23 protein-coding genes and 2 tRNA genes are annotated in these 25,717 nt (G+C 70.9%); 17 read left to right on the top strand and 8 right to left on the bottom strand.

The window, feature by feature from the left end:
- Positions 1-24 precede the first annotated feature (24 nt).
- Entirely contained in the window at positions 25-1,260 is a 1,236-nt protein-coding gene (locus AB0D29_RS07590; protein WP_362852625.1) for a GNAT family N-acetyltransferase, read from the bottom strand.
- A 117-nt stretch (positions 1,261-1,377) separates the two neighbouring features.
- Between AB0D29_RS07590 and AB0D29_RS07585 the strand changes: the two genes are divergently transcribed.
- Both AB0D29_RS07585 and AB0D29_RS07580 read left to right on the top strand, forming a co-directional pair.
- The gene (locus AB0D29_RS07585) at positions 1,378-2,520 is read left to right on the top strand and encodes a PP2C family protein-serine/threonine phosphatase (protein ID WP_362852624.1); all 1,143 of its coding nucleotides are present in this window, start codon (positions 1,378-1,380) and stop codon (positions 2,518-2,520) included.
- Positions 2,521-2,634: 114 nt separating this feature from the next.
- Positions 2,635-3,435, top strand: coding sequence for an ABC transporter ATP-binding protein (locus AB0D29_RS07580; protein WP_362852623.1), 801 nt, complete (start codon positions 2,635-2,637; stop codon positions 3,433-3,435).
- Between the two features lie 681 nt (positions 3,436-4,116).
- Here AB0D29_RS07580 and AB0D29_RS07575 read toward each other — a convergent pair.
- Entirely contained in the window at positions 4,117-4,719 is a 603-nt protein-coding gene (locus tag AB0D29_RS07575; protein ID WP_362852812.1) for an AAA family ATPase, read from the bottom strand.
- Complete coding sequence (locus AB0D29_RS07570; RefSeq protein ID WP_362852622.1) at positions 4,716-5,360, bottom strand: DUF4232 domain-containing protein; 645 nt, start codon at positions 5,358-5,360, stop codon at positions 4,716-4,718. The genes AB0D29_RS07575 and AB0D29_RS07570 overlap by 4 nt, the downstream gene beginning before the upstream one ends.
- Positions 5,361-6,375: 1,015 nt before the next feature.
- On the opposite strand from AB0D29_RS07570, the gene AB0D29_RS07565 reads away from it, so the two are divergent.
- From AB0D29_RS07565 to AB0D29_RS07555, 3 genes are all read left to right on the top strand, one after another.
- Positions 6,376-7,776 (top strand): pyridoxal-dependent decarboxylase, encoded by a 1,401-nt coding sequence (locus tag AB0D29_RS07565; protein ID WP_362852621.1) that lies wholly within the window; start codon positions 6,376-6,378, stop codon positions 7,774-7,776.
- Positions 7,773-8,228, top strand: coding sequence for an HD domain-containing protein (locus AB0D29_RS07560; RefSeq protein WP_362852620.1), 456 nt, complete (start codon positions 7,773-7,775; stop codon positions 8,226-8,228). Before AB0D29_RS07565 ends, AB0D29_RS07560 begins: the two co-directional genes overlap by 4 nt.
- A 176-nt stretch (positions 8,229-8,404) precedes the next feature.
- Positions 8,405-8,599, top strand: coding sequence for a membrane protein (locus AB0D29_RS07555; RefSeq protein ID WP_030008564.1), 195 nt, complete (start codon positions 8,405-8,407; stop codon positions 8,597-8,599).
- 79 nt (positions 8,600-8,678) lie between these two features.
- On the opposite strand, the gene AB0D29_RS07550 is transcribed toward AB0D29_RS07555, so the two are convergent.
- A complete protein-coding gene (locus tag AB0D29_RS07550; RefSeq protein ID WP_362852619.1) occupies positions 8,679-8,879 on the bottom strand; it encodes a dehydrogenase in 201 nt (66 codons plus the stop codon).
- 541 nt (positions 8,880-9,420) lie between these two features.
- Positions 9,421-9,491, bottom strand: a tRNA-Gly gene (locus AB0D29_RS07545).
- A 168-nt stretch (positions 9,492-9,659) separates the two neighbouring features.
- On the opposite strand from AB0D29_RS07545, the gene AB0D29_RS07540 reads away from it, so the two are divergent.
- The 6 genes from AB0D29_RS07540 (at position 9,660) to AB0D29_RS07515 (ending at position 14,806) form a co-directional block, all read left to right on the top strand.
- Positions 9,660-9,736: transfer RNA gene (locus AB0D29_RS07540), tRNA-Pro, on the top strand.
- A 164-nt stretch (positions 9,737-9,900) separates the two neighbouring features.
- Positions 9,901-11,289, top strand: a complete 1,389-nt coding sequence (tig, locus tag AB0D29_RS07535; protein WP_362852618.1) for a trigger factor — start codon at positions 9,901-9,903, stop codon at positions 11,287-11,289.
- Positions 11,290-11,565: 276 nt separating this feature from the next.
- On the top strand, positions 11,566-12,183 hold the full coding sequence (locus AB0D29_RS07530) for an ATP-dependent Clp protease proteolytic subunit (protein ID WP_030026957.1): 618 nt from the start codon (positions 11,566-11,568) through the stop codon (positions 12,181-12,183).
- A gap of 54 nt (positions 12,184-12,237) precedes the next feature.
- Positions 12,238-12,909: an ATP-dependent Clp protease proteolytic subunit gene (locus tag AB0D29_RS07525; protein WP_351302275.1), complete on the top strand. Its 672-nt coding sequence runs from the start codon at positions 12,238-12,240 to the stop codon at positions 12,907-12,909.
- 153 nt (positions 12,910-13,062) lie between these two features.
- Positions 13,063-14,349: an ATP-dependent Clp protease ATP-binding subunit ClpX gene (gene clpX / locus AB0D29_RS07520; protein WP_301371147.1), complete on the top strand. Its 1,287-nt coding sequence runs from the start codon at positions 13,063-13,065 to the stop codon at positions 14,347-14,349.
- Positions 14,350-14,530: 181 nt separating this feature from the next.
- Positions 14,531-14,806: a hypothetical protein gene (locus AB0D29_RS07515; RefSeq protein WP_362852617.1), complete on the top strand. Its 276-nt coding sequence runs from the start codon at positions 14,531-14,533 to the stop codon at positions 14,804-14,806.
- A 45-nt stretch (positions 14,807-14,851) separates the two neighbouring features.
- Here the strand turns inward: AB0D29_RS07515 and AB0D29_RS07510 are convergent, their stop codons facing one another.
- On the bottom strand, positions 14,852-15,796 hold the full coding sequence (locus tag AB0D29_RS07510; RefSeq protein WP_362852616.1) for a hypothetical protein: 945 nt from the start codon (positions 15,794-15,796) through the stop codon (positions 14,852-14,854).
- A 207-nt stretch (positions 15,797-16,003) separates the two neighbouring features.
- On the opposite strand from AB0D29_RS07510, the gene AB0D29_RS07505 reads away from it, so the two are divergent.
- Both AB0D29_RS07505 and AB0D29_RS07500 read left to right on the top strand, forming a co-directional pair.
- A complete protein-coding gene (locus AB0D29_RS07505; protein ID WP_362852615.1) occupies positions 16,004-17,173 on the top strand; it encodes an RNA-guided endonuclease TnpB family protein in 1,170 nt (389 codons plus the stop codon).
- Between the two features lie 84 nt (positions 17,174-17,257).
- Positions 17,258-19,879 (top strand): valine--tRNA ligase, encoded by a 2,622-nt coding sequence (locus AB0D29_RS07500; protein ID WP_362852614.1) that lies wholly within the window; start codon positions 17,258-17,260, stop codon positions 19,877-19,879.
- Between the two features lie 87 nt (positions 19,880-19,966).
- Here AB0D29_RS07500 and AB0D29_RS07495 read toward each other — a convergent pair whose 3' ends face one another.
- On the bottom strand, positions 19,967-20,524 hold the full coding sequence (locus tag AB0D29_RS07495; protein ID WP_362852613.1) for a vitamin K epoxide reductase family protein: 558 nt from the start codon (positions 20,522-20,524) through the stop codon (positions 19,967-19,969).
- 203 nt (positions 20,525-20,727) lie between these two features.
- On the opposite strand from AB0D29_RS07495, the gene AB0D29_RS07490 reads away from it, so the two are divergent.
- Positions 20,728-21,879, top strand: a complete 1,152-nt coding sequence (locus tag AB0D29_RS07490; protein ID WP_362852612.1) for a histidine kinase — start codon at positions 20,728-20,730, stop codon at positions 21,877-21,879.
- 22 nt (positions 21,880-21,901) lie between these two features.
- Here AB0D29_RS07490 and AB0D29_RS07485 read toward each other — a convergent pair whose 3' ends face one another.
- The gene (locus tag AB0D29_RS07485; protein ID WP_362852611.1) at positions 21,902-22,951 is read right to left on the bottom strand and encodes a rod shape-determining protein; all 1,050 of its coding nucleotides are present in this window, start codon (positions 22,949-22,951) and stop codon (positions 21,902-21,904) included.
- A gap of 234 nt (positions 22,952-23,185) precedes the next feature.
- Here AB0D29_RS07485 and AB0D29_RS07480 point away from each other — a divergent pair, with 234 nt between their 5' ends.
- The 3 genes from AB0D29_RS07480 (at position 23,186) to ndk (ending at position 25,497) form a co-directional block, all read left to right on the top strand.
- Complete coding sequence (locus AB0D29_RS07480; RefSeq protein ID WP_362852811.1) at positions 23,186-24,607, top strand: folylpolyglutamate synthase/dihydrofolate synthase family protein; 1,422 nt, start codon at positions 23,186-23,188, stop codon at positions 24,605-24,607.
- A 3-nt stretch (positions 24,608-24,610) separates the two neighbouring features.
- The gene (locus tag AB0D29_RS07475) at positions 24,611-24,988 is read left to right on the top strand and encodes a DUF4233 domain-containing protein (protein ID WP_362852610.1); all 378 of its coding nucleotides are present in this window, start codon (positions 24,611-24,613) and stop codon (positions 24,986-24,988) included.
- 98 nt (positions 24,989-25,086) lie between these two features.
- Positions 25,087-25,497 (top strand): nucleoside-diphosphate kinase, encoded by a 411-nt coding sequence (gene ndk / locus AB0D29_RS07470; RefSeq protein ID WP_030008577.1) that lies wholly within the window; start codon positions 25,087-25,089, stop codon positions 25,495-25,497.
- Positions 25,498-25,717 lie beyond the last annotated feature (220 nt).

Here is a 25,717-nt window from a genome sequence, read left to right as displayed (position 1 = left end):
ACACGAGCTGGGTCCCGTCCGCGCCTAGAAGCCGTGCGGGAGCCACGGGGCCACGTCCCCGGCGAAGGCCCGCGAGGCCTCCGTCAGCGCGCCCGGGCGCAGTTCGCGCACCGAGCCGGCCGCGGCGAGCGAGGCGAGGGTGGACCCGCCCAGGTACGCCGAGCCGAGCTCGCGGACCGACAGCTCCAGGTCCGCCGGCTCCTCGGTCCGCGTGCAGCGGGCCGTGCCCTTGGCGTCGGCGACCAGCCGCCAGCGCCCCGCGTTCCACGGACAGAAGACGTCCTCGACCTCCAGGACCACGTCCATCGGAGCCCCGTACGTCCGCGCCTCCAGCGCCGCCGCCAGGTCCACCAGCCGTACGTGCAGCGAGTCCCGGACCCGCGGCTGCGACCGCCGTATGTCAGTGACCAGGTGCAGCACCGGATCGTCCACCGGCCGCCGGGACGCCCGTACGCTCCAGGTCAGGTCGATCGAGAAGAGGAAGCGCCACAGCGCCGCGCACGCCGCCGGATCCAGCGCGTCGAGGTCGCTCACCTCGACCTTGCCGTCCGAGCCGGAGCGGTTCCAGTCCGCCCTCACCCGGTAGCGCGCGTACCCGACCACCTCGCCGTCCGCCCGCTCGGCGACCACGCACTTCAGCGGCGACGCACCGGAGCGCATCCCGACCGGGTCCAGCAGCGGCTGCCCCTCCCAGCCCGGCTGCCGGGCCGTCATGCCCGGCCGCCGCGGGACCAGCGCCGCGTACACCCGCTCGCAGTCGGCCAGCGCCGCCGACGGGTCGACGAGGCGCAGCCGCACCTCGTCCGTCCCCGGCGGCACGGACAGCCGTACCCGGGTCGTGTCGATGTCCACTTCCAGGGCGTACGTCGCGGTGCCGTAGCCGAACCGCCCGTAGATCGCCGGATCCGAGGCCGTCAGCACGGCGACCGGTTCGCCACCCGCCCGGACGTCGTCCAGTTGCCGCCGCATCAGGGAGCTGAGCACCCCGCGCCGGCGGTGGGTGGGGGAGACGCCCACCATCGTGACGCCGGCCGCGGGGACGACCGCCCCGCCCGGCACGGAGAGGCGGAAGCTGAAGGCGGAGGCCGAGCCGACGCACGAGGCGCCGTCCCAGACGCCGAGCGAGCGCTCCGCTTCCGTCAGCGACTTGTAGAGGTTCCGCTCTTCGGGGGATTCGAGCGCACCACCGAACGCCAGTTCCAGGTGGTCGTACCAGACATCCCACTCATCAGCCTGTAATACGCGCATCTCAAGAGCCATAGGGCCATCCCTATCAGGGCATTCCGTCCCGGTCGAAGTGTTTTCGAGCGCCGACGGGCCCCGGGTCCGGGGGTACCCCTGCGCATCCACAGCCAGGATGGATAGGGTCCCGAAGCAATGGCCGGAGCACGCGTGGAATCCCTCATGGCCCGGATGCGCATGCTGTCGCACCGGGGCCGCACCGCCCTGCGCAAATCCGCGGTCGACTACTTCCGCGGCGACGCCTCCGACTGGCTCGCCTTCGCCGGGCTGCTCCTGACGGTCCCCGCCATCGCCTGCGGCACGATGATGCTGCCCGTCTGGTTCTCGCCCTCGGCGCTCGTCCTGCCGATCGTGGCCGGCGGACTGCTGCTGCGCCCCGCCAGCCTGCTCGGCCTGTACGCCGCGGCCGCGGCCGCGCTGATCGTCGAGGCCGTCGTGCTCGGCCCCTACACCCAGGGACCGGCGCGCGTCACCCCCGGAACCGTCCTCGTCGTCGCCGCCTGCGGGTTCTTCGGACTGGTCATCGCCCAGTTCCGCAGCCGCGTCGGCGTGCCCTGGCGGCGCGGCGGCACCATGCTCTTCGACCTGCGCGAGCGGATCCGCGTCCAGAGCAAACTGCCCGCCCTGCCGCGCGGCTGGCACCGCGAGATGGCCCTGCGCCCGGCCGGAGGCCAGTCCTTCTCCGGCGACTTCGTCGTCGCCGCCCGCACCAACGGCGGCCGCACCCTGGAGATCGTCCTGACCGACGTCTCCGGCAAGGGCATGGAGGCGGGCTCCCGCGCGCTCCTCCTCTCCGGCGCCTTCGGCGGCCTGCTCGGCGCCCTGCCCCCGCACGGCTTCCTGCCCGCCGCCAACGGCTACCTGCTCCGCCAGGACTGGGACGAGGGCTTCGCCACCTCCATCCATCTCGTCCTCGACCTGGAGACCGGCGACTACGAACTCCTCTCGGCCGGCCACCTCCCCGCCCTCCAGCTCTCCGCGGGCACCGGCCGCTGGCAGGAGCAGTCCGGCGAGGGCCCGCTGCTCGGCGTCTACGACGGCGCCGAATTCACCCCCGCCCGTGGCAACCTCCGCCCCGGCGACGTCCTGATGCTCTTCACCGACGGCCTCGTCGAGACCTCCGACCGCGAGATCAGCGAGGGCATCGACCGCCTCACCGGCGAGGCCGACCGCTACGTCGCCGCCGGCTGGGAGGGCGCCGCCTGGCACCTCATCGAGAAGGTCGCCAAGGACGTCAACGACGACCGCGCCCTGCTCCTCATCCGCCGCTCCGCCTGACCGGGGGTGGGGTTTGCCCCACCCCCGCCGCGCCGGGCCGCGCCATGGCCGGCCGCCCACCGTGATCCGTAGCGTCGCAACCACGATCAACGCGACGGCGAAAGGCGGCACACCATGGGGCTCCGACGGAGCGGGCGGCGGCGCGAGAGCGCGCAGGCGGCGTACGACGGCACGGCCGCCGTCGAGCTGCGCGGCGTACGGCGCGAGTACGGCCGGGGCACCACCACCGTGCACGCGCTGCGCGGGATCGACCTCAGCCTGCCGCGCGGCAGCTTCACCGCCGTGATGGGCCCCTCCGGCTCCGGCAAGTCCACCCTCCTGCAGTGCGCGGCCGGGCTGGACGTCCCCACTACGGGCTCCGTCCGCCTCGGCGGCACCGAGATCACCGGCATGAACGAGAACGAGCTCACCGAGCTCCGCCGCAGCCGCCTCGGCTTCGTCTTCCAGGCCTTCAACCTGCTGCCGTCGCTGACCGTCGAACAGAACGTCCTGCTCCCGATGCGCCTCGCCGGCGGTCGCCAGGACCGGGAGCGGGCCGCCGACCTGCTCGCCCGCGTCGGCCTCGCCGGCAAGGGCGGCTGGCGCCCCGCCGAACTGTCCGGCGGCCAGCAGCAGCGCGTGGCCCTCGCCCGGGCCCTGGTCACCCGGCCCGACGTGGTCTTCGCCGACGAACCCACCGGCGCCCTCGACCCCACCACCGCGGCGGAGGTCCTCGGGCTGCTCAGGTCCGCCGTCGACACCCTGGGCGCCACCGTCGTCATGGTCACCCACGACCCGGCCGCCGCCGCCCACGCCGACCAGGTGCTCTTCCTGGCCGACGGCCTGCTCGCGGCCCGCCTCCCCCGCAGCCCCGCCCCGACCATCGCCGCCCACATGACCACCCTCACGCCCCACCGCCCGGCTGCGGCGGCGTAGCCCTTGCGCGGGTTGGCTGCGGGTTGGCTGCGCCGCTTGGGCTGTGTACGAGGGGGGCCGGTTGTGCCGGTTGCCTCCGGCGGGTCGGCAGGGGTGGGGCCGGGGGCGGAGCGCCGGTTGGCTGCGCCGCTCGGGCGGGGTGTGGCGGGGCCGGTTGTGACGGGGTCGGGCGCGCGCCGGGGTGTCTCCTCGGACGCCGAACGTGACGAGGGGTCGGACAGCTCGGCGGCAGTGCGTTCGACGCCCTGCGGGGATCACCCCGACACACACCCGCCCCCGTCCCAACCGGCCGGTTCGGCCGCGCCAAATCCAGCCTCGCCGGCGTTTGAGGCGCGGGGTCCGGGGCGGAGCCCCGATCCTTGAGCGGCACCTTCCAGCTTCGCCGCACCAAAATCCAGCCCCTCCGGCGTTTGAGGAGCGGGGTGCGGGGCGGAGCCCCGGTCTTTGAGCCGCACCCATCCGGCCCCGCCGCACCACTTTGGTCTCGCCGCACCAAAATCCAGCCCCTCCGGCGTTTGAGGAGCGGGGTGCGGGGCGGAGCCCCGGTCTTTGAGCCGCACCCAGCCGGCCCCGCCGCACCACTTTGGCCTCGCCGGTGCCCAAGGCGCGGGTTCGGGCAGAGCGCGCGCAGCGGCACCGCCCCCGGGGAACGGGCAGTCGCCGAAATCCGAAAGCGACGGCCTAGCCGAACCGAATGTGCCGCACGCCGATCACCACCCGCCGGATCCGCCCCCGCAACCGGCCGTCGGTGTCCGGCGCAAGGTCCAGCCCCGCCGACGCGGCCACCCGATCGGCGACCTCGGACACGCTCAGCCGGTCCGTGGTCACGTGCTGCGCGAACTCGGGCGCGCGCAGCGCCTCCAGGCACCCGTCCAGCCGGGCCACCGCAAAGCTCTCCCGCTTCAGCCCGCGGCCCAGCCCCCGCTCCCGCAGCCGCCTCAGCACCGTCTCCCGCTGCGCCAGCAACGCGAAATGCCGTACGTCGTGCCCCTGTTCGCGCAGCCGCCCCACGGTCTGCGCGAAATAGGCCGGCTCCGTGACCGTCATCGGCACCAGCACCACCCCCGGATGCCGCCGCGCCGCGAGGTCCAGCACCTCGAACACCCCCTGGCGCCAGGCCGGAAGGTCCTGGAAATCGCCGCGCAGCGCGGGCGGCAGCATCCGGTGCAGCCCGAACCCGACGTGCTCGGGATCGCACACCACGCTTCCCGGCAGCCGCCGCTGCACCTCGTACGCCGTCTGCGTCTTGCCGCCCCCGAAGGGCCCGTTGAGCCAGACGATCACCGGGTCGCCGCCGTCCACGGGCCGATCCCCAGCTTCCCGGTGTTCCCGAGGTCGAACGGCCGGGCCAGCCGCAGCCACAGCCGGGGCGCTCCGGGGCGGGGCGCGATCTCCAGCACCGGCACCGTCGTGGCCGTCACCGACGCGTCGGTGACGAGGTTGCGCCACACCACCGACCACGACGCGGCCTGTCCCGGCGCCAGCGTCACCCGCTGTGGGGCCGCCTCGATGTTCGGCACGCCCGTGGTGATGCCCGCCGCGCCGTGCTCCACCGTGACCTCCAGCGGATCGTTGCGGCCGTCGCGCAGCGACACCTCCGGGTAGCCCTCCAGTACGTAGGGCTCCGTACCGCAGTTGACCAGCTGGAAGCCCTCCACCCGCAGCCCCATCGCCGCGTCCCCGCCCGTCTCGACGAGCCGGACCCCGCCCTCGGGGCACTTGTCGGCAGGAGTCGGCTCCGGGGCGGGCGAGTTCCGGGTCGGCCCCGCCTCCGTACCCTGCTGCGTGGGTCTGACCTGAGGCCCGAGGGTCGGCCCCGGCGCGGCCCGCGGCGCCGGCGGCGTACCGCACCCCGCCACCCCCGCCAGCACCCCCGCGACGACCACGCCCCCGACAACGCCACCCATCCACCGCTTCGCGACCATCCACCGACCCTACGACGCCACCCCCACCCCACCCGCCGCCCCGTCCCCGCGCCCCGGCACTCCCCGAAGGCTCCGGCACACGGGCCGAACCCCCTACTCGGCGCGCCCCGGAGGGATCGGGCAGGCGAGCCGCTCCCGCGCCCCTGCGGCCCCCGGTGGGATCGGGCGTGCGGCCGTACCCGTCATCCGGTGGATCGGGCGGGCGGGCGGGCCGCTCCCGCGCCCCTGCGGTCCCTGGAGGATCCAGCGTGCGAGCCGTACCCGTGTCCCGGCGGTCCCGGAGTACCGGGCGTGCGGGTCGTACCCGTGACGCGGCGGGCCGGGCGGATCGGCAGGCGTGCCGCACCCGTGATCCGGCGGGTGGACCGGGCGCGCGGGCCGGTCCCGTGGCTCGGCAGTCCCCGGAGTACCGGGCGTGCGGGCGGTACCCGTGACTCAACGTGCCCTGGTGGGATTGGGCGGGCGGACCGCTCCCGTGACTCGGCAGGCTCGGGAGGATCCGGCGTGCGGGCCTCACTTGTGAATCGGCGGGCACGGAGGATCGGGCGTGCGGGCGGCTCCTGTGATCCCGTGGGTCCGTCGTGTCGGGCGGGTGGGCCGCCCTCGTGATCCGGCGGCAGGCGGGCCGCACTCGTGACTCGCCCCGCCTGGCGGATCCGGCACGCGGGCCGTACCCGTACTCGGCGTGCCCTGGTGGGATCGGGCGGGCCGGCCGGATCCGCCACGCGGTCCGCCCCCGCGCCCCGGCACTCCCGTGAGGCTCCGGCGCACGGGCCGTACCCGTACTCGGCGTGCCCCGGTGGGATCGGGCGTGCGGCCGTACCCGTCATCCGGTGGATCGGGCCGGCCGGTCCCACCCGGGCCCCCACGGGCCAACCGGATCCGGCACGCGGGCCGCCCCCGCGTCCCCCGAGGCTCCGGCACGCGGTTCGTACGCACCGGCGGCGGCGACGCGCGGGCCAATCCGCGCGGATTGGCACGCCCCGGCAGGGCGCGGCGCGCCTACCGTGCCCCCATGGACCGCACGCTCGCCGCCGACCTCGCCCGGCTCCCCGACCTGCTCGACGCCACCCGCCGCGCCGCCGCCGACGCGCTCGCCACGCTGGACGCGCGTCCCGTCGTACCGCCCGCCGGCAAGCCCCTCGACCCCGAACCTCTCCCCGACCCCCTCCCCGAGCACGGCACCGGCACGGCCGCCGCCCTCGCCGCCTTCCGCGCCCGCTGGGAGCCTCGGCTGTCGGCCTCCGCCGGCCCCCGCTACCTCGGCTTCGTCACCGGCGGAGCCACCCCCGCCGCCCTCGCCGGAGACTGGCTCACCGCCGCCCACGACCAGAACTCCAACTCCGCCCTCGACGGCGCCGGCCAGGACCTCGAACGCGAGACCGTCGGCTGGCTGCGCGAGCTCTTCCACCTCTCCGCCGCCCACTCCGGCACCTTCGTCAGCGGCGCCACCATGTCCAACACCACCGGCCTCGCCATCGCCCGCGAATGGCTCGGCGAACGCCTCGGCGTCTCCCCGGCCGACGACGGCGCAGCCGCCCTCGGCACGGTCCGCGTGCTCTCCGGCGCCCCCCACTCCTCCATCGCCAAGGCCCTCTCCGTCCTCGGCCTCGGCCGCCGCTCCCTCGTCACCGTCCCCACCCTCCCCGGCCGCGAGGCCGTGGACCCCGCCGCCCTGGAGCGGGCCCTCGCCGACACCCCCGGCCCGGCCGTGGTCGTCGCCAACGCGGGCACCGTCAACACCGTCGACTTCGACGACCTCCCCGCCATCACCGCCCTGCGCGAACGCCACGACTTCTGGCTGCACACCGACGCCGCGTTCGGAGCCTTCGCCGCCCTCTCCCCGGACCACGCGCACCTCGCCGCCGGCCTCGACGCCTCCGACTCCCTCTGCGTCGACCTGCACAAGTGGCTGAACGTCCCCTACGACAGCGCCGTCCAGTTCACCCGCCGCCAAGACCTCCAGGCCCGCGTCTTCCAGAACTCCGCCGCCTACCTCGGCCCCCTCGGCGACCACCCCGACCTCGTCCACCTCACCCCGGAGAACTCCCACAGGCTGCGCGCCCTCGCCGCCTGGTTCACGCTCCGCGCCTACGGCCGCCAGGGCCACCGCGAAATCGTCGAACGCGACATCGCCTGCGCCCGCGCCCTGGGCGCCGCACTGGACGAGGACCCCGCCTTCACCCTCCTCGCCCCGGTCCGCCTCAACGTCGTCTGCTTCACCCTCGCCGACACCCCCACCGCGGCCAGGCTGACCGCCCTGCGCGAGGCCGCGGCCGCCGAGGTCTTCGTCACCCCGACCGTCTACGGTGGAACCCCCGCCCTGCGCGCCGCGTTCTCCAACTGGCGTACCACGCAGGCGGATGTACGCCGGGCCGCCGAGGCCCTGGGCACAGCAGCGAGGGAGATCGCATGACCAGCCGTCCCCTGACACTCGTGGAGGTCGAGGCCCTGGCGCGCACGGCGCACGAGGGCCAGACCGACAAGGCCGGCCGGCCCTACGCCGAGCACCTCGCGGCCGTGGCCGAGGGGGTCCGCCTGCGCGGCGGCAGCCCCGAACAGCAGGCGGCGGCCTGGCTCCACGACGCGATCGAGGACGAGGCCCTCAGCCTCACCTGGCTGGATTCCGCCGCCCTTCCCCCCTCGGTGAAGGACATGGTCCTCGCGGTCACCAAGCGCCCCGGCGAACCGGTCGAGCAGTACACGGCCCGCATCCTCGCCACGCCCGGCGCCCTCCTCGTCAAGGAGGCCGACCTGGCGCACAACGCCGACCCCGTACGCCTCTCCGTACTGGACGGCCCCACGCGCGAACGACTGTCCGCGAAGTACGCGTATGTCCGGTCCCTGCTCGGTCTCACCGCCCCGTAACCCGGGCCCCGCGCCCGAAACATGCCCGGCGCACATGTGGTTGGCGGAAACGGAACCACGACGATTCGCCACCGGGCGGATAGCCGGGGCCCGTTGGTGGGAGGATGGTCCATGTGGGGGTGTGCCTGGCCGCGCGCCCCGGGCCGACCAGGGGACGACCGAAGGTGTGATCAGTAGTGGCCATTTCGCTGTCAGTGGTGGTTCTGTTGGCGGTCATCCTGGTGGTGCTGATCCGCGGCAACCACATCAAGACGGGCCCCGCCATCGTCGCGGCCCTCTTCGGTTTCTTCCTCGCGTCCAGCTCGATCGCGGACGACGTGAACCGTTTCCTCAACTCCCTCGCGACGATGATCGCCAACATCAAACTCTGACCCACCCCAATCGGCAGGGTGGTACCCGCCGCTCGCCGCCTGATCGGGCACACAAAGGGCACGCGAGCAGACACGGCTGTCAGCGGAACATCTCCGGCATCGGACACGCCTCCAACGCCTCGTCCGGCCGGTCGGCCCAGTGCCACCAGACATGCGGAGTCGGGCACTTCCACACACCCCGGCAGACCCGTCTGCCGTCGTCCTCCCGCTGACAGAGCACGAATCCACCGAACTTCATCGCTCGGCTGCACTCCGGGCAGGTCGGCACACTGCTGCTCATGCCGAGGACCCTAACGGCGTTGCGGTGCCCTGCCGTGCTCCAGCAGGATTCAGGCGGGCGAGGGCTGACCATGGAACGACATGGCTGATGCGGCTACTGGCCGGCGACGACGCGGTATCCAAGGCCGCTCTGACGGCCCTCGCCGACGGCGCCGACTACGCCGTATGGGATGCCGGGACCAGGCTCTCGGACGGCCATGCGGGGATCTTCGCGATCCGGCGTCGGTGCATGCAGCGGAAGGGCCAGGACGAGGCCGGACGATCCGATCCTCAAGGCCATCGCATTGAACGACCTGGTCCGGGTGAAGCCCGATGCTCACCCAAAGCTGGTCCCCGGCCCTCATGGGGCCGCATCTTTGCACGCGGACCAACTCGCCTGAACTGAAAGGCGCTTGATCGATCTGGTGGCCGGGTCTACTGAGACCGGTCCGGCTCCGCCGGGAGATCCACAGTGCAGGGGGTGCGCGGGGCTGATCGGGTCTCGGGAACGACGAAGGGCCAGGTCGAGGAGATGTCCTCTGACCTGGCCCTTCGTGCTTCTGAGCGGGTGACGGGAATCGAACCCGCGTAGCTAGTTTGGAAGACTAGTGCTCTACCATTGAGCTACACCCGCAACGCGCGCGCCGGAGGTACGGGACCCCGGCACGGACAGCATCCTAGCGGGTCGTACAGGGGGAGCGCACACCACATTTCGCGCGCACGCCCCGGACGAGCCCGAAACGCATCGGGAAACCCCGCACATCAGAGGGTCTCCGGGCATGTACCCTACGTGTCGCACCGACGGGGTGTGGCGCAGCTTGGTAGCGCGTCCGCTTTGGGAGCGGAAGGTCGTCGGTTCGAATCCGGCCACCCCGACCAACAGCAGTGACTCCACAAGATCGCGTTGTGGGCTGATTGCCGCTTGCGGCTACTATGCAAGCTGCGTGCCCGTGTGTCTGATGTACCGGGCCGAAGTCCGCTGAACCGCTGAATCACAGCGAGACGGCAGATCCCCCAGAAGTCAGCCACAAGGAGACCGAACCGTGAAGAGCGCCGTGGAGACCCTGAACCCGACTCGGGTTCGGCTCACTGTTGAGGTGCCCTTCGAGGAGCTCAAGGACAGCCTCGACGCGGCGTACAAGAAGATCAACCAGCAGGTCACGGTGAAGGGCTTCCGCAAGGGCAAGATCCCGGCCCGCGTCATCGACCAGCGCTTCGGCCGCGGTGCGGTGCTGGAGGAGGCCGTCAACGACGCCCTCCCGAAGTTCTACACCGAGGCCGTCAACGAGGCCGACCTGAACCCGCTGGGCCAGCCCGAGGTGGACATCACGGAGCTGAAGGACGGCGAGCTGCTGGCCTTCACCGCCGAGGTCGACGTCCGTCCCGAGATCGAGATCCCGGACTACTCCGGCATCGAGGTCGAGGTCGACGCCATCGAGGTCTCCGACGAGGACGTCGAGAAGTCGGTCGAGCAGCTGCGCGGCCGTTTCGGCTCCACCAAGGACGTCGAGCGCGCCGCCGCCGACGGTGACGTCGTCACCATCGACCTGGAGGCCAAGGTCGACGGCGAGGTGCTGCCCGACGGCGTCGCCTCCGACGTCGCGTACACCATCGGCTCGGGCGAGCTCCTCGAGGGCATCGACGAGGCCGTCACGGGCCTGGAGGCCGGTGGCGAGGCCACCTTCACCTCCCAGCTGAAGGGCGGCTCCGCCGAGGGCAAGGACGCCGAGGTCACCGTCAAGGTCACCAAGGTCTCCGCCAAGGAGCTCCCGGAGCTGGACGACGAGTTCGCGCAGATGGCGAGCGAGTTCGACACCCTTGAGGACCTCAAGGCGGACAGCCGCAAGCGCCTCGAGAACATGAAGCAGTACGACCAGGCCACGCAGGCCCAGGAGCGCGTCCTGGAGAAGCTGCTGGAGCTCGTCGAGGTCCCGATCCCCGAGAAGCTCCTCGCGGACGAGGTCCAGACCCGCAAGCACAACCTGGAGCACCACCAGCTCGGCCAGATGGGTCTGACCATCGAGAAGTACCTGGAGTTCCAGGGCAAGACGGTCGAGGAGTTCGACGCCGAGACCTCCGAGCAGGCGATCAAGGGCATCAAGACCCAGTTCGTCCTCGACGCGCTGGTCAACAAGGAGAAGCTGGGCGTCAACCAGGAGGAGCTCACCGAGCACCTCATGCGCCGTGCCCAGTCCTCCGGCATGTCCCCCGACCAGTTCGCCCAGGCGGTCGTCGAGGGTGGCCAGGTTCCGATGCTCGTCGGCGAGGTCGCCCGCGGCAAGGCCCTCGCGGTCGTCGTCGAGGCCGCCAAGGTCGTCGACACCAACGGTGACGTCGTGGACCTGTCCGACGAGGACGAGGAGACGGCCGTCGAGACGGTCGAGGCCACCGTCGACGGTGACGACGAGGTCAAGGCCGACGAGGCCAAGTAACACCCCGGGCGAAGCCCACTGAGCAGTGCCCCGAAGGGCCCGGACGCAGCCGCGTCCGGGCCCTTCCGCATGGCGCCCGAAGGGCCCCGGGACCTTGCGCTCCGAGCGAACAGTTCGGGAAGCGGGATGGCGTTGTCCGACCTGCGCGTTAGGGTCCATGAATACGAGGGCACGTGAGTACCCGGGCGCCGGCGGACTCGTCCGCACCGGCCGGACCGCGCCCCAGAACGAGACGCTGAGACGGCACATGGCCGTCGGAGACGAGCAGGTGGATACGTGACGAATCTGAAGCCTTACGCCGCGGGTGAGCCGTCCATCGGTGGCGGCCTCGGCGACCATGTCTACAACCGGCTGCTCGGCGAGCGCATCATCTTCCTCGGCCAGCAGGTTGACGACGACATCGCGAACAAGATCACCGCACAGCTCCTCCTCCTGGCCGCCGAGCCGGAGAAGGACATCTACCTCTACATCAACAGCCCCGGTGGCTCCGTGACGGCCGGCATGGCCGTCTACGACACCATGCAGTACATCCCCAACGACGTCGTGACCATCGGCATGGGCATGGCGGCCTCGATGGGGCAGTTCCTGCTCACCGGTGGCGCCAAGGGCAAGCGCTTCGCCCTGCCGAACACCGACATCCTGATGCACCAGGGCTCCGCCGGCATCGGTGGCACCGCGTCGGACATCAAGATCCAGGCCCAGTACCTGCTGCGCACCAAGCAGCGGATGGCCGAGATCACCGCGTTCCACTCGGGCCAGACCGTCGAGGCGATCATCCGCGACGGTGACCGCGACCGCTGGTTCACCTCCGAGGAGGCCAAGGACTACGGCCTCATCGACGAGATCATCTCGGCCGCGTCCAACGTTCCGGGCGGCGGCGGCACCGGGGCCTGATCCCGGCACCACCGTCAGTACCCAGCAGCCGACAGCCCGCAGAACGCCACCAGGATGGTGAACACCCAGATGCAGAACAACTTCTCCGCCAGCGCCAACGGCCTCTACACCGGCCCGCAGGTGGACAACCGCTACGTCATCCCGCGCTTCGTCGAGCGCACCTCGCAGGGCGTGCGCGAGTACGACCCGTACGCGAAGCTCTTCGAGGAGCGCGTGATCTTCCTCGGCGTGCAGATCGACGACGCCTCCGCCAACGACGTCATGGCGCAGCTGCTGTGCCTGGAGTCGATGGACCCGGACCGCGACATCTCGATCTACATCAACAGCCCCGGCGGCTCCTTCACCGCGCTGACGGCGATCTACGACACGATGCAGTTCGTGAAGCCGGACATCCAGACGGTCTGCATGGGCCAGGCGGCCTCCGCCGCCGCGGTCCTGCTCGCCGCCGGCACCCCCGGCAAGCGCATGGCCCTGCCGAACGCCCGTGTGCTGATCCACCAGCCCTCCGGCGGCACCGGCCGTGAGCAGCTCTCGGACCTCGAGATCGCGGCCAACGAGATCCTGCGCATGCGCGACCAGCTGGAGACCATGCTGGCCAAGCACTCGACGACGCCGATCGAGAAGATCCGCGACGACATCGAGCGCGACAAGATCCTGACGGCCGAGGACGCGCTCGCGTACGGCCTGATCGACCAGATCATCTCCACCCGCAAGAGTTCGCACTGATCCTTGCCGCCATTTGGCGTGGAACCGCCGCCGGATTCGGCGATGTGAACCACGTCAAGGGGGCCCCGCACGGGGCCCCCGGCAAGGTACCGTCGGATATGAGGCACCAGGAGCGCTGAACCAGGCGTCTCCCAGGCGAAGGGGAAGCACCTCGTGGCACGCATCGGTGACGGCGGCGACCTGCTCAAGTGCTCGTTCTGCGGAAAGAGCCAGAAGCAGGTGAAGAAGCTCATCGCAGGACCCGGTGTGTACATCTGCGACGAGTGCATCGACCTCTGCAACGAGATCATCGAAGAAGAGCTCGCGGAGACCTCCGAGGTCCGGTGGGAGGAACTCCCCAAGCCCCGTGAGATCTACGAGTTCCTGGAGAGCTACGTCGTCGGCCAGGAGCCGGCGAAGAAGGCGCTCTCCGTAGCGGTCTACAACCACTACAAGCGGGTCCAGGCCGGCGAGAACGGCGGCGCGCAGGGCCGCGACGACGCGATCGAGCTCGCGAAGTCCAACATCCTGCTGCTGGGCCCCACGGGTTCCGGCAAGACGCTGCTCGCGCAGACGCTCGCCCGCATGCTGAACGTCCCGTTCGCCATCGCCGACGCGACGGCGCTGACGGAGGCCGGGTACGTCGGCGAGGACGTCGAGAACATCCTGCTGAAGCTGATCCAGGCCGCCGACTACGACGTCAAGAAGGCCGAGACCGGGATCATCTACATCGACGAGATCGACAAGGTGGCCCGCAAGAGCGAGAACCCGTCGATCACGCGCGACGTGAGCGGCGAGGGCGTTCAGCAGGCCCTCCTGAAGATCCTGGAGGGCACGACCGCCTCCGTGCCGCCGCAGGGCGGCCGCAAGCACCCGCACCAGGAGTTCATCCAGATCGACACGACGAACGTGCTCTTCATCGTGGGCGGCGCCTTCGCCGGCCTGGAGAAGATCATCGAGTCGCGTGCGGGCGCCAAGGGCATCGGCTTCGGGGCGACGATCCGCTCGAAGCGCGAGATCGAGGCCAGCGACCAGTTCCAGGAGGTCATGCCGGAGGACCTGGTGAAGTTCGGGATGATCCCCGAGTTCATCGGCCGCCTCCCCGTGCTGACCTCCGTGCACAACCTGGACCGCGAGGCCCTGCTCCAGATCCTCATCGAGCCGCGCAACGCCCTGGTGAAGCAGTACCAGCGGCTGTTCGAACTCGACGGTGTCGAGCTGGACTTCGAGCGCGAGGCCCTCGAGGCCATCGCCGACCAGGCGATCCTCCGCCAGACCGGCGCGCGCGGCCTGCGCGCCATCATGGAAGAGGTCCTGATGTCGGTGATGTACGAGGTCCCGTCCCGCAAGGACGTGGCCCGCGTGGTCATCACCTCCGACGTGGTCCGCTCCAACGTCAACCCGACGCTGGTCCCCCGGATCGTCCCGAAGGACCAGGGCCCGCACGAGAAGTCTGCGTAGCTACACCAGGCATTACACAGGAGGGTCGATTCCAGCCAACTGGCTGGGACCGGCCCTCCTGGCGTGTGAGATCAGCCAAGAAGATGCGGAAATAGGCTATAGGTTCGATTGTTCGTTGAGTCCGCGCTCATCGGCGAGTTGACTACCGGCTGGTAGGAAACGAATCGCAAGGAGTAGGTACATGAGCAAGGCGCGACGGATCATCGGGATCGCGGCAGCGGCGGCAATGGCAAGTGCGCTTCCTCTGTTCGCGGCGTCGCCCGCGCAGGCCACGTCCGGGGACTGCCAGAACTACCTGCGGAACCTGGGCTACAACGTGGGATCCGGCGTCGTCGGCGCTTGCGATCTCGGCGAGGGGGGATTCGTCGGTGAGCAAGGCTGTATCGCTCGGATGATCCAGCTGGGTGTGAAGTACGACGACGTTCGCGAGGCGTGCTATCAGGCGGCGCGTGACTGACGGCATGGCCCAAGGGCCCAGCGCGCATGCTGGGCCCTTGCCGTATCAGGCCTTGGTGCGGCTGGTGTTGTAGAGCTTCGCCGTCAGCGCGGCCACCTCGTCAAGAGTGCCGCTGTTTCCGCCGAGCGCGGCTGCGACAGGGTCGACGGCGTTGATGCCGACCAGCGTCGAGTGGTCGCTCCAGGCGCAGGAGGGGATCTCGACGTCCTTGGGCGTCTTGGCGGTGCCGGGCTTGGTGCTGATCATCTTGACGTTGGCGCACTTCATCACGGCGCCCTTGAAACCAGCCGGAGTGAACTCCTTCGGGGAGCCGACGAGTTCATACTTGAAGCCCAGCTTCTCGGTCTCCTTGTTGTTCTGGCCGATGCCGGCGTAGTAGGCATCGATGGCCTTTTCCGGGTCCGAGACATCGCCCCAGAGTCCATTGGCCGCGAACTGCTTGCCCTTCCCGTCCGCACCGATCTGGTACTTGGCGGTGGCGTTGTGCGCGTTCTTCACGCCGAGCGCCTCGGCTTTGGCCTTCCCCTCACCGGTGACCGGGGCGTCGGCCGCGGGGGCACCCGCGGTGTCCGGCGCCTTCTGGTAGCTGTCGACGGCAGCGGGGTAGGCCAGCTTGTAGCCCTTGGTGTCGGCCGCGATGGCGCCGCCCGCGCCGCCGCCCTTCGTGAAGTACCAGCCGGCGCCCGCGACGACCGCGACCGCGACGACCACGGCGATGATCACCCCGGCCTTGGACTTCTTCGGCGGCTGCCCGCCGTACGGAGCCTGCTGGGGGTAGCCGTACGCCGGCGTCGGAGGCTGCTGGGGGTAGCCCTGCGGGGGAACGCCCGGCTGCTGCGGGTAGCCGTAGCCCGGCTGCGGGGCGGGCTGGCCGTAGGGCCCGGGCTGAGGGGCGGGCTGGCCGTACGGACCCGGCTGCTGGGGCTGCTGCCCGTACGGTCCCGGCTGCTGCGGCTGCTGCCCGTAGGGCCCTGGCTGGTTGTAACTCATCCCGCGTCCCCCAATGAGGTTGGCTATCCGTTTTGCTTATCCGTTCCACACATCCTGGCGGAAGCCAGGGGTGGCGCGGACCGCGGGGTGCGGTTCAGTACGCGACTGTTACCGCTGTTGTGACATGAAGTCGCCAGATCCGGCCTGTTACCGGCATTTCAGGTCACGCCGCCCTCCCCGGCGGCTCGGATGCCTACGGTCTTGAGCGTGCAGCTTCGCTACAACTACCGGGTGTATCCGGATGCCCGGCACCGCACCCGGCTCGCGCAGGCATTCGGGTGTGCTCGTGTGGTGTGGAATGACTGCCTCCGCGACCGGAGGGAGGCGCACGCAGCGGGACTGTCCTATGTGACGTCGGCGGAACTGTCGAAGGTCCGAATCACCCAGGCCAAGCGCACCGAGCAACGCGCCTGGCTGGCGGAGGTGTCGGCGGTGGTGCTCCAGCAGTCCCTGCGGGATTTGGATGCCGCCTTCAGGAACTTCTTCGACTCCGTCAGGGGTGAGCGAAAGGGCCGCAAGGTCGCAATTCCACGGTTCAAGTCGAAGAAGGACGCCCGACAGTCGATTCGTCTGAACACCAACGCCTTCTCCATTCAGGAGGGCGGCACGCTCTACGTCGCGAAGGTCGGCCACCTGAAGGTGAAGTGGTCGAGGGCGATGCCTGCCCCACCCAGCTCTCTGACGATCGTCAAGGATTCAGCCGGCCGCTATTTCGCGAGCTTCGTCGTGGACGTCTCCCCGGACCTCTTGCCCGAGCTGGGCACCGAGGTCGGCATTGATCTCGGCCTCACCGTGTTCGCCGTCCTGTCCGACGGCACGAAGATCTCCTCTCCGCGCTTCCTGCGGCGGGCGGAGAGGAAGCTCAGGAGACTTCAGCGTGATCTGTCACGGAAGACGAAGGGCTCGAACAACCGGGCGAAGGTGCGGATCAAGGTGGCCCGGCAGCATGCGCGGGTGACTGACCGGCGCCGGGACTGGCACCACAAGGCGTCCACACGGATCATCCGCGACAACCAAACGGTGTACGTGGAGGACCTTGCGGTGCATGCCATCGGCCGGACCCGGCTGTCCAAATCGGTGTACGACGCAGGCTGGGGCACCTTCGTGAGGATGTTGGAGTACAAGGCTGCCAAGCACGGCCGATACCTCGCGAAGATCGGCCGCTTCGAGCCGACCTCCCAGACCTGCTCCACGTGCGGCCACAGAGACGGCCCCAAGCCGCTCCATGTTCGTGAGTGGACCTGCGCAGCATGTGGCACGGTCCACGATCGGGACGAGAACGCAGCGATCAACACCCTGGCCGCCGGGCGGGCGGACAGGACAAACGCCTCGCGGAGCGCGGGTAAGACCAGGGCGAGAGTCCCGGGCACGGCGTGATGAAGCAGGAAGCCGCTGCCGACAAGGCCAGGCGGCACGTCAACGGTTTCATGACTGGACGGGCACGGCCGTAAACTGTGGCCCGTGACCGAGAACACGCAGACACCCAGCAGCCCCAACTCCGAATTGCCGACCGCGTACACGCCGGCCGAGGTAGAGGGGAAGCTCTACGAGCGCTGGGTAGAGCGTGGGTATTTCGAGGCCGACGCGAAGAGCGAGAAGCCCCCGTACACCATCGTCATCCCGCCGCCGAACGTCACGGGCTCGCTCCACCTGGGCCACGCCTTCGAGCACACGCTCATCGACGCCCTGACCCGCCGCAAGCGCATGCAGGGCTTCGAGACGCTGTGGCAGCCCGGCATGGACCACGCCGGCATCGCCACCCAGAACGTCGTCGAGCGCGAGCTCGCCAAGGAGGGCAAGTCCCGCCACGACCTGGGCCGCGAGGCGTTCGTCGAGCGCGTCTGGCAGTGGAAGGGCGAGTCCGGCGGGCAGATCTCCGGCCAGATGCGTCGCCTCGGTGACGGTGTCGACTGGTCGCGCGAGCGCTTCACCATGGACGAGGGCCTCTCCGAGGCCGTCCAGACCATCTTCAAGAAGCTCTACGACGACGAGCTCATCTACCGGGCCGAGCGCATCATCAACTGGTGCCCGCGCTGCCTCACCGCGATCTCCGACATCGAGGTCGAGTACCAGGACGACGAGGGCGAGCTCGTCTCCATCCGGTACGGGGACGGTGACGCCTCCATCGTCGTGGCCACCACCCGCGCCGAGACGATGCTCGGCGACACCGCCGTGGCCGTCCACCCGGAGGACGAGCGCTACAAGCACCTCGTCGGCACCGAGATCGAGCTTCCGCTGACCGGCCGCCGCATCCCGGTCGTCGCGGACGAGCACGTCGACCCGGAGTTCGGCACCGGCGCCGTCAAGGTGACCCCGGCGCACGACCCGAACGACTTCGAGATCGGCCAGCGCCACGGCCTGCCGAACCTCGCCGTCATGGACGAGCACGCCATCATCACGGCCCACGGCCCCTTCCAGGGCCTGGACCGGCTGGAGGCCCGCTCCGCCATCGTCGCCGCGCTGCGCGCCGAGGGCCGGATCGTCGCCGAGAAGCGCCCGTACACCCACTCCGTCGGCCACTGCTCGCGCTGCAAGACCACCATCGAGCCGCGCCTGTCGATGCAGTGGTGGGTCAAGGTCGGCCCGCTCGCGAAGGCCGCCGGTGACGCGGTCCGCGACGGCCGGGTCAAGATCCACCCGCAGGAGATGGAGAAGCGCTACTTCGACTGGGTCGACAACCTCCACGACTGGTGCATCTCGCGCCAGCTGTGGTGGGGCCACCGCATCCCCGTCTGGTACGGCCCGAATGGCGAGGTCGTCTGCGTCGGACCGGACGAGCAGCCGCCCGCGGGCGAGGGCTGGACCCAGGACACCGACGTCCTCGACACGTGGTTCTCGTCGGGCCTGTGGCCCTTCTCCACGCTCGGCTGGCCGAACCAGACCGAGAGCCTGGCGAAGTTCTATCCGAACTCCGTCCTGGTCACCGGCTACGACATCCTCTTCTTCTGGGTCGCCCGGATGATGATGTTCGGTCTGTACGCGATGGACGGCACCCCGCCGTTCCACACCATCGCCCTGCACGGCATGGTCCGTGACGAGCGCGGCAAGAAGATGTCGAAGTCCTTCGGCAACGCGGTCAACCCGCTGGACTGGATGGACCGGTACGGCTCCGACGCCGTCCGCTTCACCCTGGCCCGCGGCGCCAACCCGGGCGTCGACGTCCCGATCGGCGAGGACTGGGTCCAGGCGTCCAGCAAGTTCGCCAACAAGATCTGGAACGCCACGCGCTTCGCGCTGATGAACGGCGCCACGATCGAGGGCGAGCTGCCGGCCGTCGAGGAGATGTCGGCGACCGACCGCTGGATCCTGTCGCGGCTCAACAAGACCGTGGCCGAGGTCGACGCGTTCTACGACGACTACCAGTTCTCGAAGCTGTCGGACTCCCTCTACCACTTCGCGTGGGACGAGGTCTTCGACTGGTACGTGGAGCTGTCGAAGACGACCTTCTTCGCGGGCGGCGAGCAGGCCAAGGCCTCCGCCCGGGTCCTCGGCGAGGTCCTCGACGTCATGCTGCGCCTGCTGCACCCGGTGGTCCCGTTCGTCACCGAGACGCTGTGGACCACGCTGACCGGTGGCGAGTCCCTCGTGATCGCCGACTGGCCGAAGGACAGCGGCTTCCGCGACGCGGCCGCCGAGGCCGAGATCGAGGCCGTCCAGAGCCTGGTCCGTGAGGTCCGCCGGTTCCGCAGGGAGCAGAACCTCGACGACAAGCAGAAGGTCCCGGGCCGCCTGGACCTGTCGGGCACGACGCTGGGCCTGCACGAGGCCGCCATCCGCCAGCTGCTGCGCCTGCAGCCGGAGGGCGAGGGCTTCGAGGCCACCGCGACCCTCCCGGTGGGCGGCGCCACCGTCGCGCTCGACCTGTCGGGCACGATCGACATCCCGGCGGAGCGCAAGCGGCTGAGCAAGGACCTGGCCGCCGCCGAGAAGGAGAAGCAGCAGGCGGAGGCGAAGCTGGGGAACGAGGCGTTCATCGCCAAGGCCCCCGACAACGTCGTGGACAAGATCAAGGGCCGGCTCGCCAAGGCCGAGGCGGACATCGCGCGCCTCCAGGCCCAGCTGGCCGCGCTGCCCGCCGCCTAGCGGTCCGCAGGCACAGGGCGAAGGCCCCCACACCGTCGGTCGGTGCGGGGGCCTTCGCCGTATCCCTTCCCCGTGCGGGGGACGGCGTCACAGCAGGCGGGTGCCGAACCGCACCAGGACCAGCGCGGCCAGCACCGCGTACCCGGCCAGCGGCACCAGCCAGTGCGGGAGCGCCCGCAGCAGGGAGCCGGGCGCCGCCAGGTGCCGGGTGACGTACCAGAACAGCGGGATCATCACCGCCCAGACGGCCGTGCACCACGGGCACAGCGCGCCGATCACGTACAGGCACTGGCCGATCAGCCACACGGTGAAGCCGAAGCCCACGGCCACCGCGGCCCACAGGCCGAGCCAGATCCCGCGCGGGAACACCGCCCCGGCCGTCAGTGCCGCGCCGAGGGCGGCGAGGGCCGCGAAGCCGGCGATGCCGAGCAGGGTGTTCGGGAAGCCCAGCAGATTGCCCTGCCAGGTGGTCATCACGTCCCCGCAGCTGAGGACGGCGTTGACGTTGCACCCCGGGGTGAAGAGGGGGTCCTCCAGGGTGCGGATGCGGTCGTACGCGAGGACTCCGGAGGCCAGCGCGCCGATCAGGCCGCCGATGAGCAGGAGCAGGGCGGTACCCCGGTGGGTGATCGTCGCGGTCGTCATTCCTCCGACGCTATGAGGGCCCGGTGGGTCCGCGGCAGGGCGCAAGGTCGCGGGATGCCGGGACTTCCGGCCGGGACTTCCGGCAGGGACCTTCGACGGGGACCTTCGACAGGGACCTCCGGCCTGTCCGAAGTGCCCTAAATCACTCCAGTTTCGGTCTCCGTCGATCCGATCCGATGCGCTGACCACGGATGATGGAGGGCATGCGCGTCCAGCCCCTCGTCTCGGCGTACCACCGGTGCGTGGCCTCCGGCCGCCGGCTCACCGAGAGCTGGGCCGGGTCGCCGCGCGCGCTGGACGTGCTCACGGCACTGAGCTGCCTCGGCCTGATGGCCCTCGACCTGCCGGGACTCGCCGCCGCCGACAACTCGCTGAGCGGGCCCGCCGCCGCCGTCGTGCTCGCCGTGGGCTGCGCGAGCCTGCTGGTGCGCCGCCGGACGCCCTGGATCTCGTACGTGGCCGCGCTGCTGTTCATCGGCTGGCTGCACGAGCTGACCCTGATCCAGTTCGCGCTGTACTCGGTGGGCCGCTACCGGGGCCGGCGGGCCGCGGTCCTGGCCACGATCGGGTACGTCGGCTTCGCGCTGCTCCTGTTCTCCTGCGTGCCGGGCTGGGCGGCGGACAAGGCCGAGACGCTCAGCGGCTTCCTCGGCCTGTTCGTGCCCATCGGGGTGCTCGCCGCGGCGGTGGGCATCGCCGCCTACCGGCACGACCTGGTGGGGGAGCTCACCGCCCGGCGGGCCGAGTCCGCCGTGCTGCAGGCCGTCCAGCAGGAGCGCACCTCCGTCGCCCGCGACGTCCACGACTTCGTCGGCCGGGAACTGACCCTGCTGACGGTGCGCTCCGAGGTGCTGTCGGTGCGGGCGCGCGAGACGACGCACGCGAAGGACTTCGAGGAGCTGGCCGACACCGCGCGCCGGGCCCACCTGGTGCTCAACGAGATCATCGTGCAGCGCGGGGAGCGGGCCGCGACCCCGGGCGTGGACGGGCTGCCCGCGCTGGCCGAGGAGAGCGGGCGGGCGGGCTCGCCCGTGCGGCTCGCCATGGACCGGGAGGTGCACGGGCTGTCGCCGCTGCGGCAGGCGGCGGTCTACCGGGTGGTGCAGGAGTGCCTGACCAACGCCGCCAAGCACGCGCACGGGGAGACCATCGACGTGTCGATCGCGGCGGACGGCCCCCGGCTGCGGATCGCGGTGAGCAACGCGCTGCCGGCCCGGACCCCGGGCCGGGCCCCCGTCTCGGCGGGCTCCGGCACGGCGAGCATGTCCGAGCGCGTACGCAGCCTGGGCGGGACCCTGACGGCGCGCCGCACCCAGGACGCGTACGAGGTCGTGGCCACGCTGCCGCGCGGCTGACGGACGTCCCCGGCCAGGCCGTCTAGGCCTTCGCCGGGACCAGCAGGCTGCCCAGCGTGTCCAGGTCCTCCACGCACCGGCCGGAGCCCGGCGCCACGCAGTCCAGCGGGTTGTCCGCCACGAAGACGGGGATGCCGGTCGCGGAGGCCATCCGCAGGTCCAGGCCGGGGAGCAGGGCGCCGCCGCCGGTCAGGACGATGCCGTGCTCCATCACGTCGCCGGACAGTTCGGGCGGGCACTCCTCCAGGGTGGTGCGCACGGCGGCGATGATCGCCTCGACCGGCTCGTCGAGGGCCGCCCGGACGTCCGCGGCGCCCAGCTCCAGCGTCTTCGGCATGCCGCCGACCTTCTCGCGGCCGCGCACGGTGAAGGTGCGCGTCTCCAGTTCCGGCCGGTCCGGCACCGGCCAGGCCGAGCCGATGGCGAGCTTGACGTCCTCGGCGGTGCGCTCCCCGATGAGCAGAGCGTGCCGTTTGCGCACGTGGTCGATGATCGCCGCGTCGAGCCGGTCCCCGCCCACGCGCAGCGACTGGGAGGTGACGATGCCGCCCAGGGAGATGACGGCGACCTCGGAGGTGCCGCCGCCGATGTCCACGACCATGGAGCCGCGGGGTTCGGCCACGGGCAGTCCGGCGCCGATCGCCGCCGCCATCGGCTCCTCGATCAGGTGCACGGCCTTGGCGCCGGCCCGGGTGGAGGCGTGGATGATGGCCCGCCGCTCGACGGGGGTGACCCCGGACGGTACGCAGATCACCATCCGGGTGCGGGGCCGGCGGCCGGGGACGGCCTTGCGCACGAAGTGCCGGATCATCTCCTCGGCGGCCTCGTAGTCGCAGATCACACCGCCCTTGAGGGGGCGGATGGCGGTGATGGAGCCGGGGGTGCGGCCGATGGTCTCCTTGGCGTCCGCCCCGACGGCCAGGGCGGTGGTGGTGCCCGCTTTGACGGCGACCACGGACGGCTCATTGAGGACGATCCCGTGGCCCCGCGCGTAGACCAGGGTGTTCGCGGTCCCCAGGTCTATCCCTATGTCGCGGCTGGAAGCCGTCTTGTTGGTACTGGCCTGCGGCATTTATTCCCCTATCTGCTGCCCGCAAGGCTTGCATAACGATCCGGTCGCTCTTGCCGCCGAAAGTCCCCAACCGGCCGGGCCGAAAGTCCTCCGGGTCCCCGTCCGTAGACTGGCCCTGTGAGTGAGCAGCAGCCCGAGAGCCACGACCGCGATGACAACGACGACCTCGCCGGCACCTTCGACGAGTTCGACCAGATCGTGGCGGAAGAGTCCGACCGCGACCCCGACCTGGCGGTGATCGAGGCCGGCAGCCGTACCCTGCGCGCCCAGGCCGGACCGCCCCAGGGCGACCCGGTACCCGCCCCGCCCGTCGACCCGGAGGTCGCGAAGGCGCTGCTGGAGGTGGAAGAGGAGCTGTCCACCCGCTGGGGCGAGACCAAGCTGGAACCGTCGGTGTCGCGGATCGCGGCGCTGATGGACGTGCTGGGCGAGCCGCAGCGCGCGTACCCCTCCATCCACGTCACCGGCACCAACGGCAAGACGAGCACGGCCCGCATGATCGAGTGCCTGCTGAACGCCTTCGAGCTGCGCACCGGGCGCTACACCAGCCCGCACGTGCAGTCGATCACCGAGCGGATCAGCCTCGACGGGGCGCCGATCAGCGCCGAGCGGTTCGTCGAGACGTACCACGACATCAAGCCGTACGTGGAGATGGTCGACGCCGCGGAGGAGTTCCGGCTGTCGTTCTTCGAGGTGCTCACCGGGATGGCCTACGCGGCCTTCGCGGACGCGCCGGTGGACGTGGCGGTGGTCGAGGTCGGCATGGGCGGCAGCTGGGACGCGACGAACGTCATCGACGCCTCGGTCGCGGTGGTCACCCCGATCAGCCTGGACCACACCGACCGGCTCGGCTCCACGCCCGGCGAGATCGCCGTGGAGAAGGGCGGCGTCATCAAGCAGGACGCGACCGTGATCCTGGCGCAGCAGCCGGTGGACGCGGCGCAGGTGCTGCTGAAGAAGGCCGTGGAGGTCGACGCCACGGTGGCCCGCGAGGGCATGGAGTTCGGCGTCGTCTCGCGCGAGGTCGCCGTCGGCGGCCAGCAGCTGACGCTGCGCGGTGTGGGCGGGGAGTACGGCGGCATCTTCCTGCCGCTGTACGGCGCCCACATGGCGCACAACGCGGCGGTGGCGCTGGCGGCGGTCGAGGCCTTCTTCGGGATCGGCCAGGAGCACGCGCGGGTCCTGGACCTGGAGACCGTGCAGCGGGCCTTCGCCTCGGTGACCTCGCCGGGCCGCATGGAGGTCGTGCGGCGCAGCCCGACGGTGGTCCTGGACGCGGCGCACAACCCGGCGGGTGCCGCGGCCACGGCGGACGCGGTGACCGAGTCCTTCGGCTTCAGCCGGCTGATCGGCGTCGTGGCCGCGAGCGAGGGCAAGGACGTCCGCGGGGTGCTGGAGGCCTTCGAGCCGATCTTCGCGGAGGTGGTGGTCACGGAGAACTCCAGCCACCGGTCGATGGGCGCGGACGAGCTGGCGGCCGTGGCGGTCGAGGTCTTCGGCGGGGACCGGGTGCAGGTGGAGCCGCGGCTGGACGACGCCCTGGAGGCGGCGATCACCCTGGCGGAGGAAGAGGCCGAGTACGGAGGGGCCGGGGTCCTGGTGACCGGTTCCGTGATCACGGTGGGCGAGGCCCGCCTGCTGCTGAAGAGGGGCTGAGGGATGCGCACGCTGTGTGCGAGCACGCTGATCGGCGAGTTCTTCGTGATCGGCTTCGCGGGGCTGGTGGCGATGAAGGATCCCGACCTGACCCAGGCCACGGTCTGGACGGTCTGCGGGATCGCGATGCTGCTGTCGGTGTTGCTGTGCGGGATGCTGTCGCGTCCCGGGGCGGTCCAGCTGGGCTGGGCGCTGCAGATCGGCCTGATCGTGAGCGGGTTCGTCGTCCCGACGATGTTCTTCCTCGGCGCGGTGTTCGCCGGCCTGTGGTGGTGCTCGGTGCACTACGGCCGGAAGATCGACACGATCAAGGCGAGGTGGGCGGCCGCGCAGGAGGCGTCCGGTGCGTCCGGGGCGTCCGCGGCGCCCGACACCGCGTGACGGATCCCCTTCGGGTCCGGCCGGGGACCGGCCGGACCGCCCCCTGATGGCCCTGTAGATTCGTCCCACCGCACCCGTTTGCCGCAAGGAGCCGAAACATGACCCAGCGCACCCTCGTCCTGCTCAAGCCCGACGCCGTCCGTCGTGGTCTGGTCGGCGAGATCATCGGCCGCATCGAGCGGAAGGCCGGCTGGACGATTCCCGCACTGGAGCTGCGCACGCTGGACCAGGAGACCCTCGAGGCGCACTACGGCGAGCACAAGGGCAAGCCCTTCTACGAGCCCCTGATGGGCTTCATGGCGAGCGGTCCGATCGTCGCCCTGGTCGTCGAAGGGGAACGCGTGATCGAGGGTGTCCGCCAGCTGGCCGGACCCACCGACCCGATCGCCGCCGCGCCCGGCTCCATCCGGGGTGACTTCGGCACCATCACCCGGGAGAACCTGATCCACGCCTCGGATTCCGAGGAGTCCGCGGAGCGCGAGCTGAAGCTGTTCTTCCCTGCTCTCTGACTCTTCCGGAGCACTCTTTCCTGACGAGACATCAGCCAAATAGCGCTCATGACCTGGGGCGACCGAAGTAATTTCGGTCGCCCTTCGGTATTTCCCGGCGCGAGCGGGAACGCCTGGGCAGGACACGTCGTCACCACTAAGGGGGCGGGTATCCATTCCGGCGGGATTGCCGGAGTCCCGTCGCGCGGTGTCGGTACAACCGTGACTACGATGGGGCCTC

This window comes from Streptomyces sp. NPDC048424 (assembly GCF_040651555.1).
Taxonomy (GTDB): Bacteria; Actinomycetota; Actinomycetes; order Streptomycetales; family Streptomycetaceae; genus Streptomyces.
This window is presented reverse-complemented; position numbering and strand designations above follow the sequence as displayed.

Bases quoted from the DNA above. Each gene is read 5' to 3' on its own strand.
- AB0D29_RS07570 (WP_362852622.1), bottom strand. From the start codon at position 5,360: ATGGTCGCGAAGCGGTGGATGGGTGGCGTTGTCGGGGGCGTGGTCGTC.
- AB0D29_RS07585 (WP_362852624.1), top strand. From the start codon at position 1,378: ATGGCCGGAGCACGCGTGGAATCCCTCATGGCCCGGATGCGCATGCTG.
- AB0D29_RS07485 (WP_362852611.1), bottom strand. From the start codon at position 22,951: ATGCCGCAGGCCAGTACCAACAAGACGGCTTCCAGCCGCGACATAGGG.
- AB0D29_RS07475 (WP_362852610.1), top strand. From the start codon at position 24,611: ATGCGCACGCTGTGTGCGAGCACGCTGATCGGCGAGTTCTTCGTGATC.
- AB0D29_RS07515 (WP_362852617.1), top strand. From the start codon at position 14,531: ATGAGCAAGGCGCGACGGATCATCGGGATCGCGGCAGCGGCGGCAATG.
- AB0D29_RS07565 (WP_362852621.1), top strand. From the start codon at position 6,376: ATGGACCGCACGCTCGCCGCCGACCTCGCCCGGCTCCCCGACCTGCTC.
- AB0D29_RS07590 (WP_362852625.1), bottom strand. From the start codon at position 1,260: ATGGCTCTTGAGATGCGCGTATTACAGGCTGATGAGTGGGATGTCTGG.
- AB0D29_RS07560 (WP_362852620.1), top strand. From the start codon at position 7,773: ATGACCAGCCGTCCCCTGACACTCGTGGAGGTCGAGGCCCTGGCGCGC.
- AB0D29_RS07510 (WP_362852616.1), bottom strand. From the start codon at position 15,796: ATGAGTTACAACCAGCCAGGGCCCTACGGGCAGCAGCCGCAGCAGCCG.
- ndk (WP_030008577.1), top strand. From the start codon at position 25,087: ATGACCCAGCGCACCCTCGTCCTGCTCAAGCCCGACGCCGTCCGTCGT.
- AB0D29_RS07580 (WP_362852623.1), top strand. From the start codon at position 2,635: ATGGGGCTCCGACGGAGCGGGCGGCGGCGCGAGAGCGCGCAGGCGGCG.
- AB0D29_RS07525 (WP_351302275.1), top strand. From the start codon at position 12,238: ATGGTGAACACCCAGATGCAGAACAACTTCTCCGCCAGCGCCAACGGC.
- AB0D29_RS07550 (WP_362852619.1), bottom strand. From the start codon at position 8,879: ATGAGCAGCAGTGTGCCGACCTGCCCGGAGTGCAGCCGAGCGATGAAG.
- AB0D29_RS07495 (WP_362852613.1), bottom strand. From the start codon at position 20,524: ATGACGACCGCGACGATCACCCACCGGGGTACCGCCCTGCTCCTGCTC.
- AB0D29_RS07490 (WP_362852612.1), top strand. From the start codon at position 20,728: ATGCGCGTCCAGCCCCTCGTCTCGGCGTACCACCGGTGCGTGGCCTCC.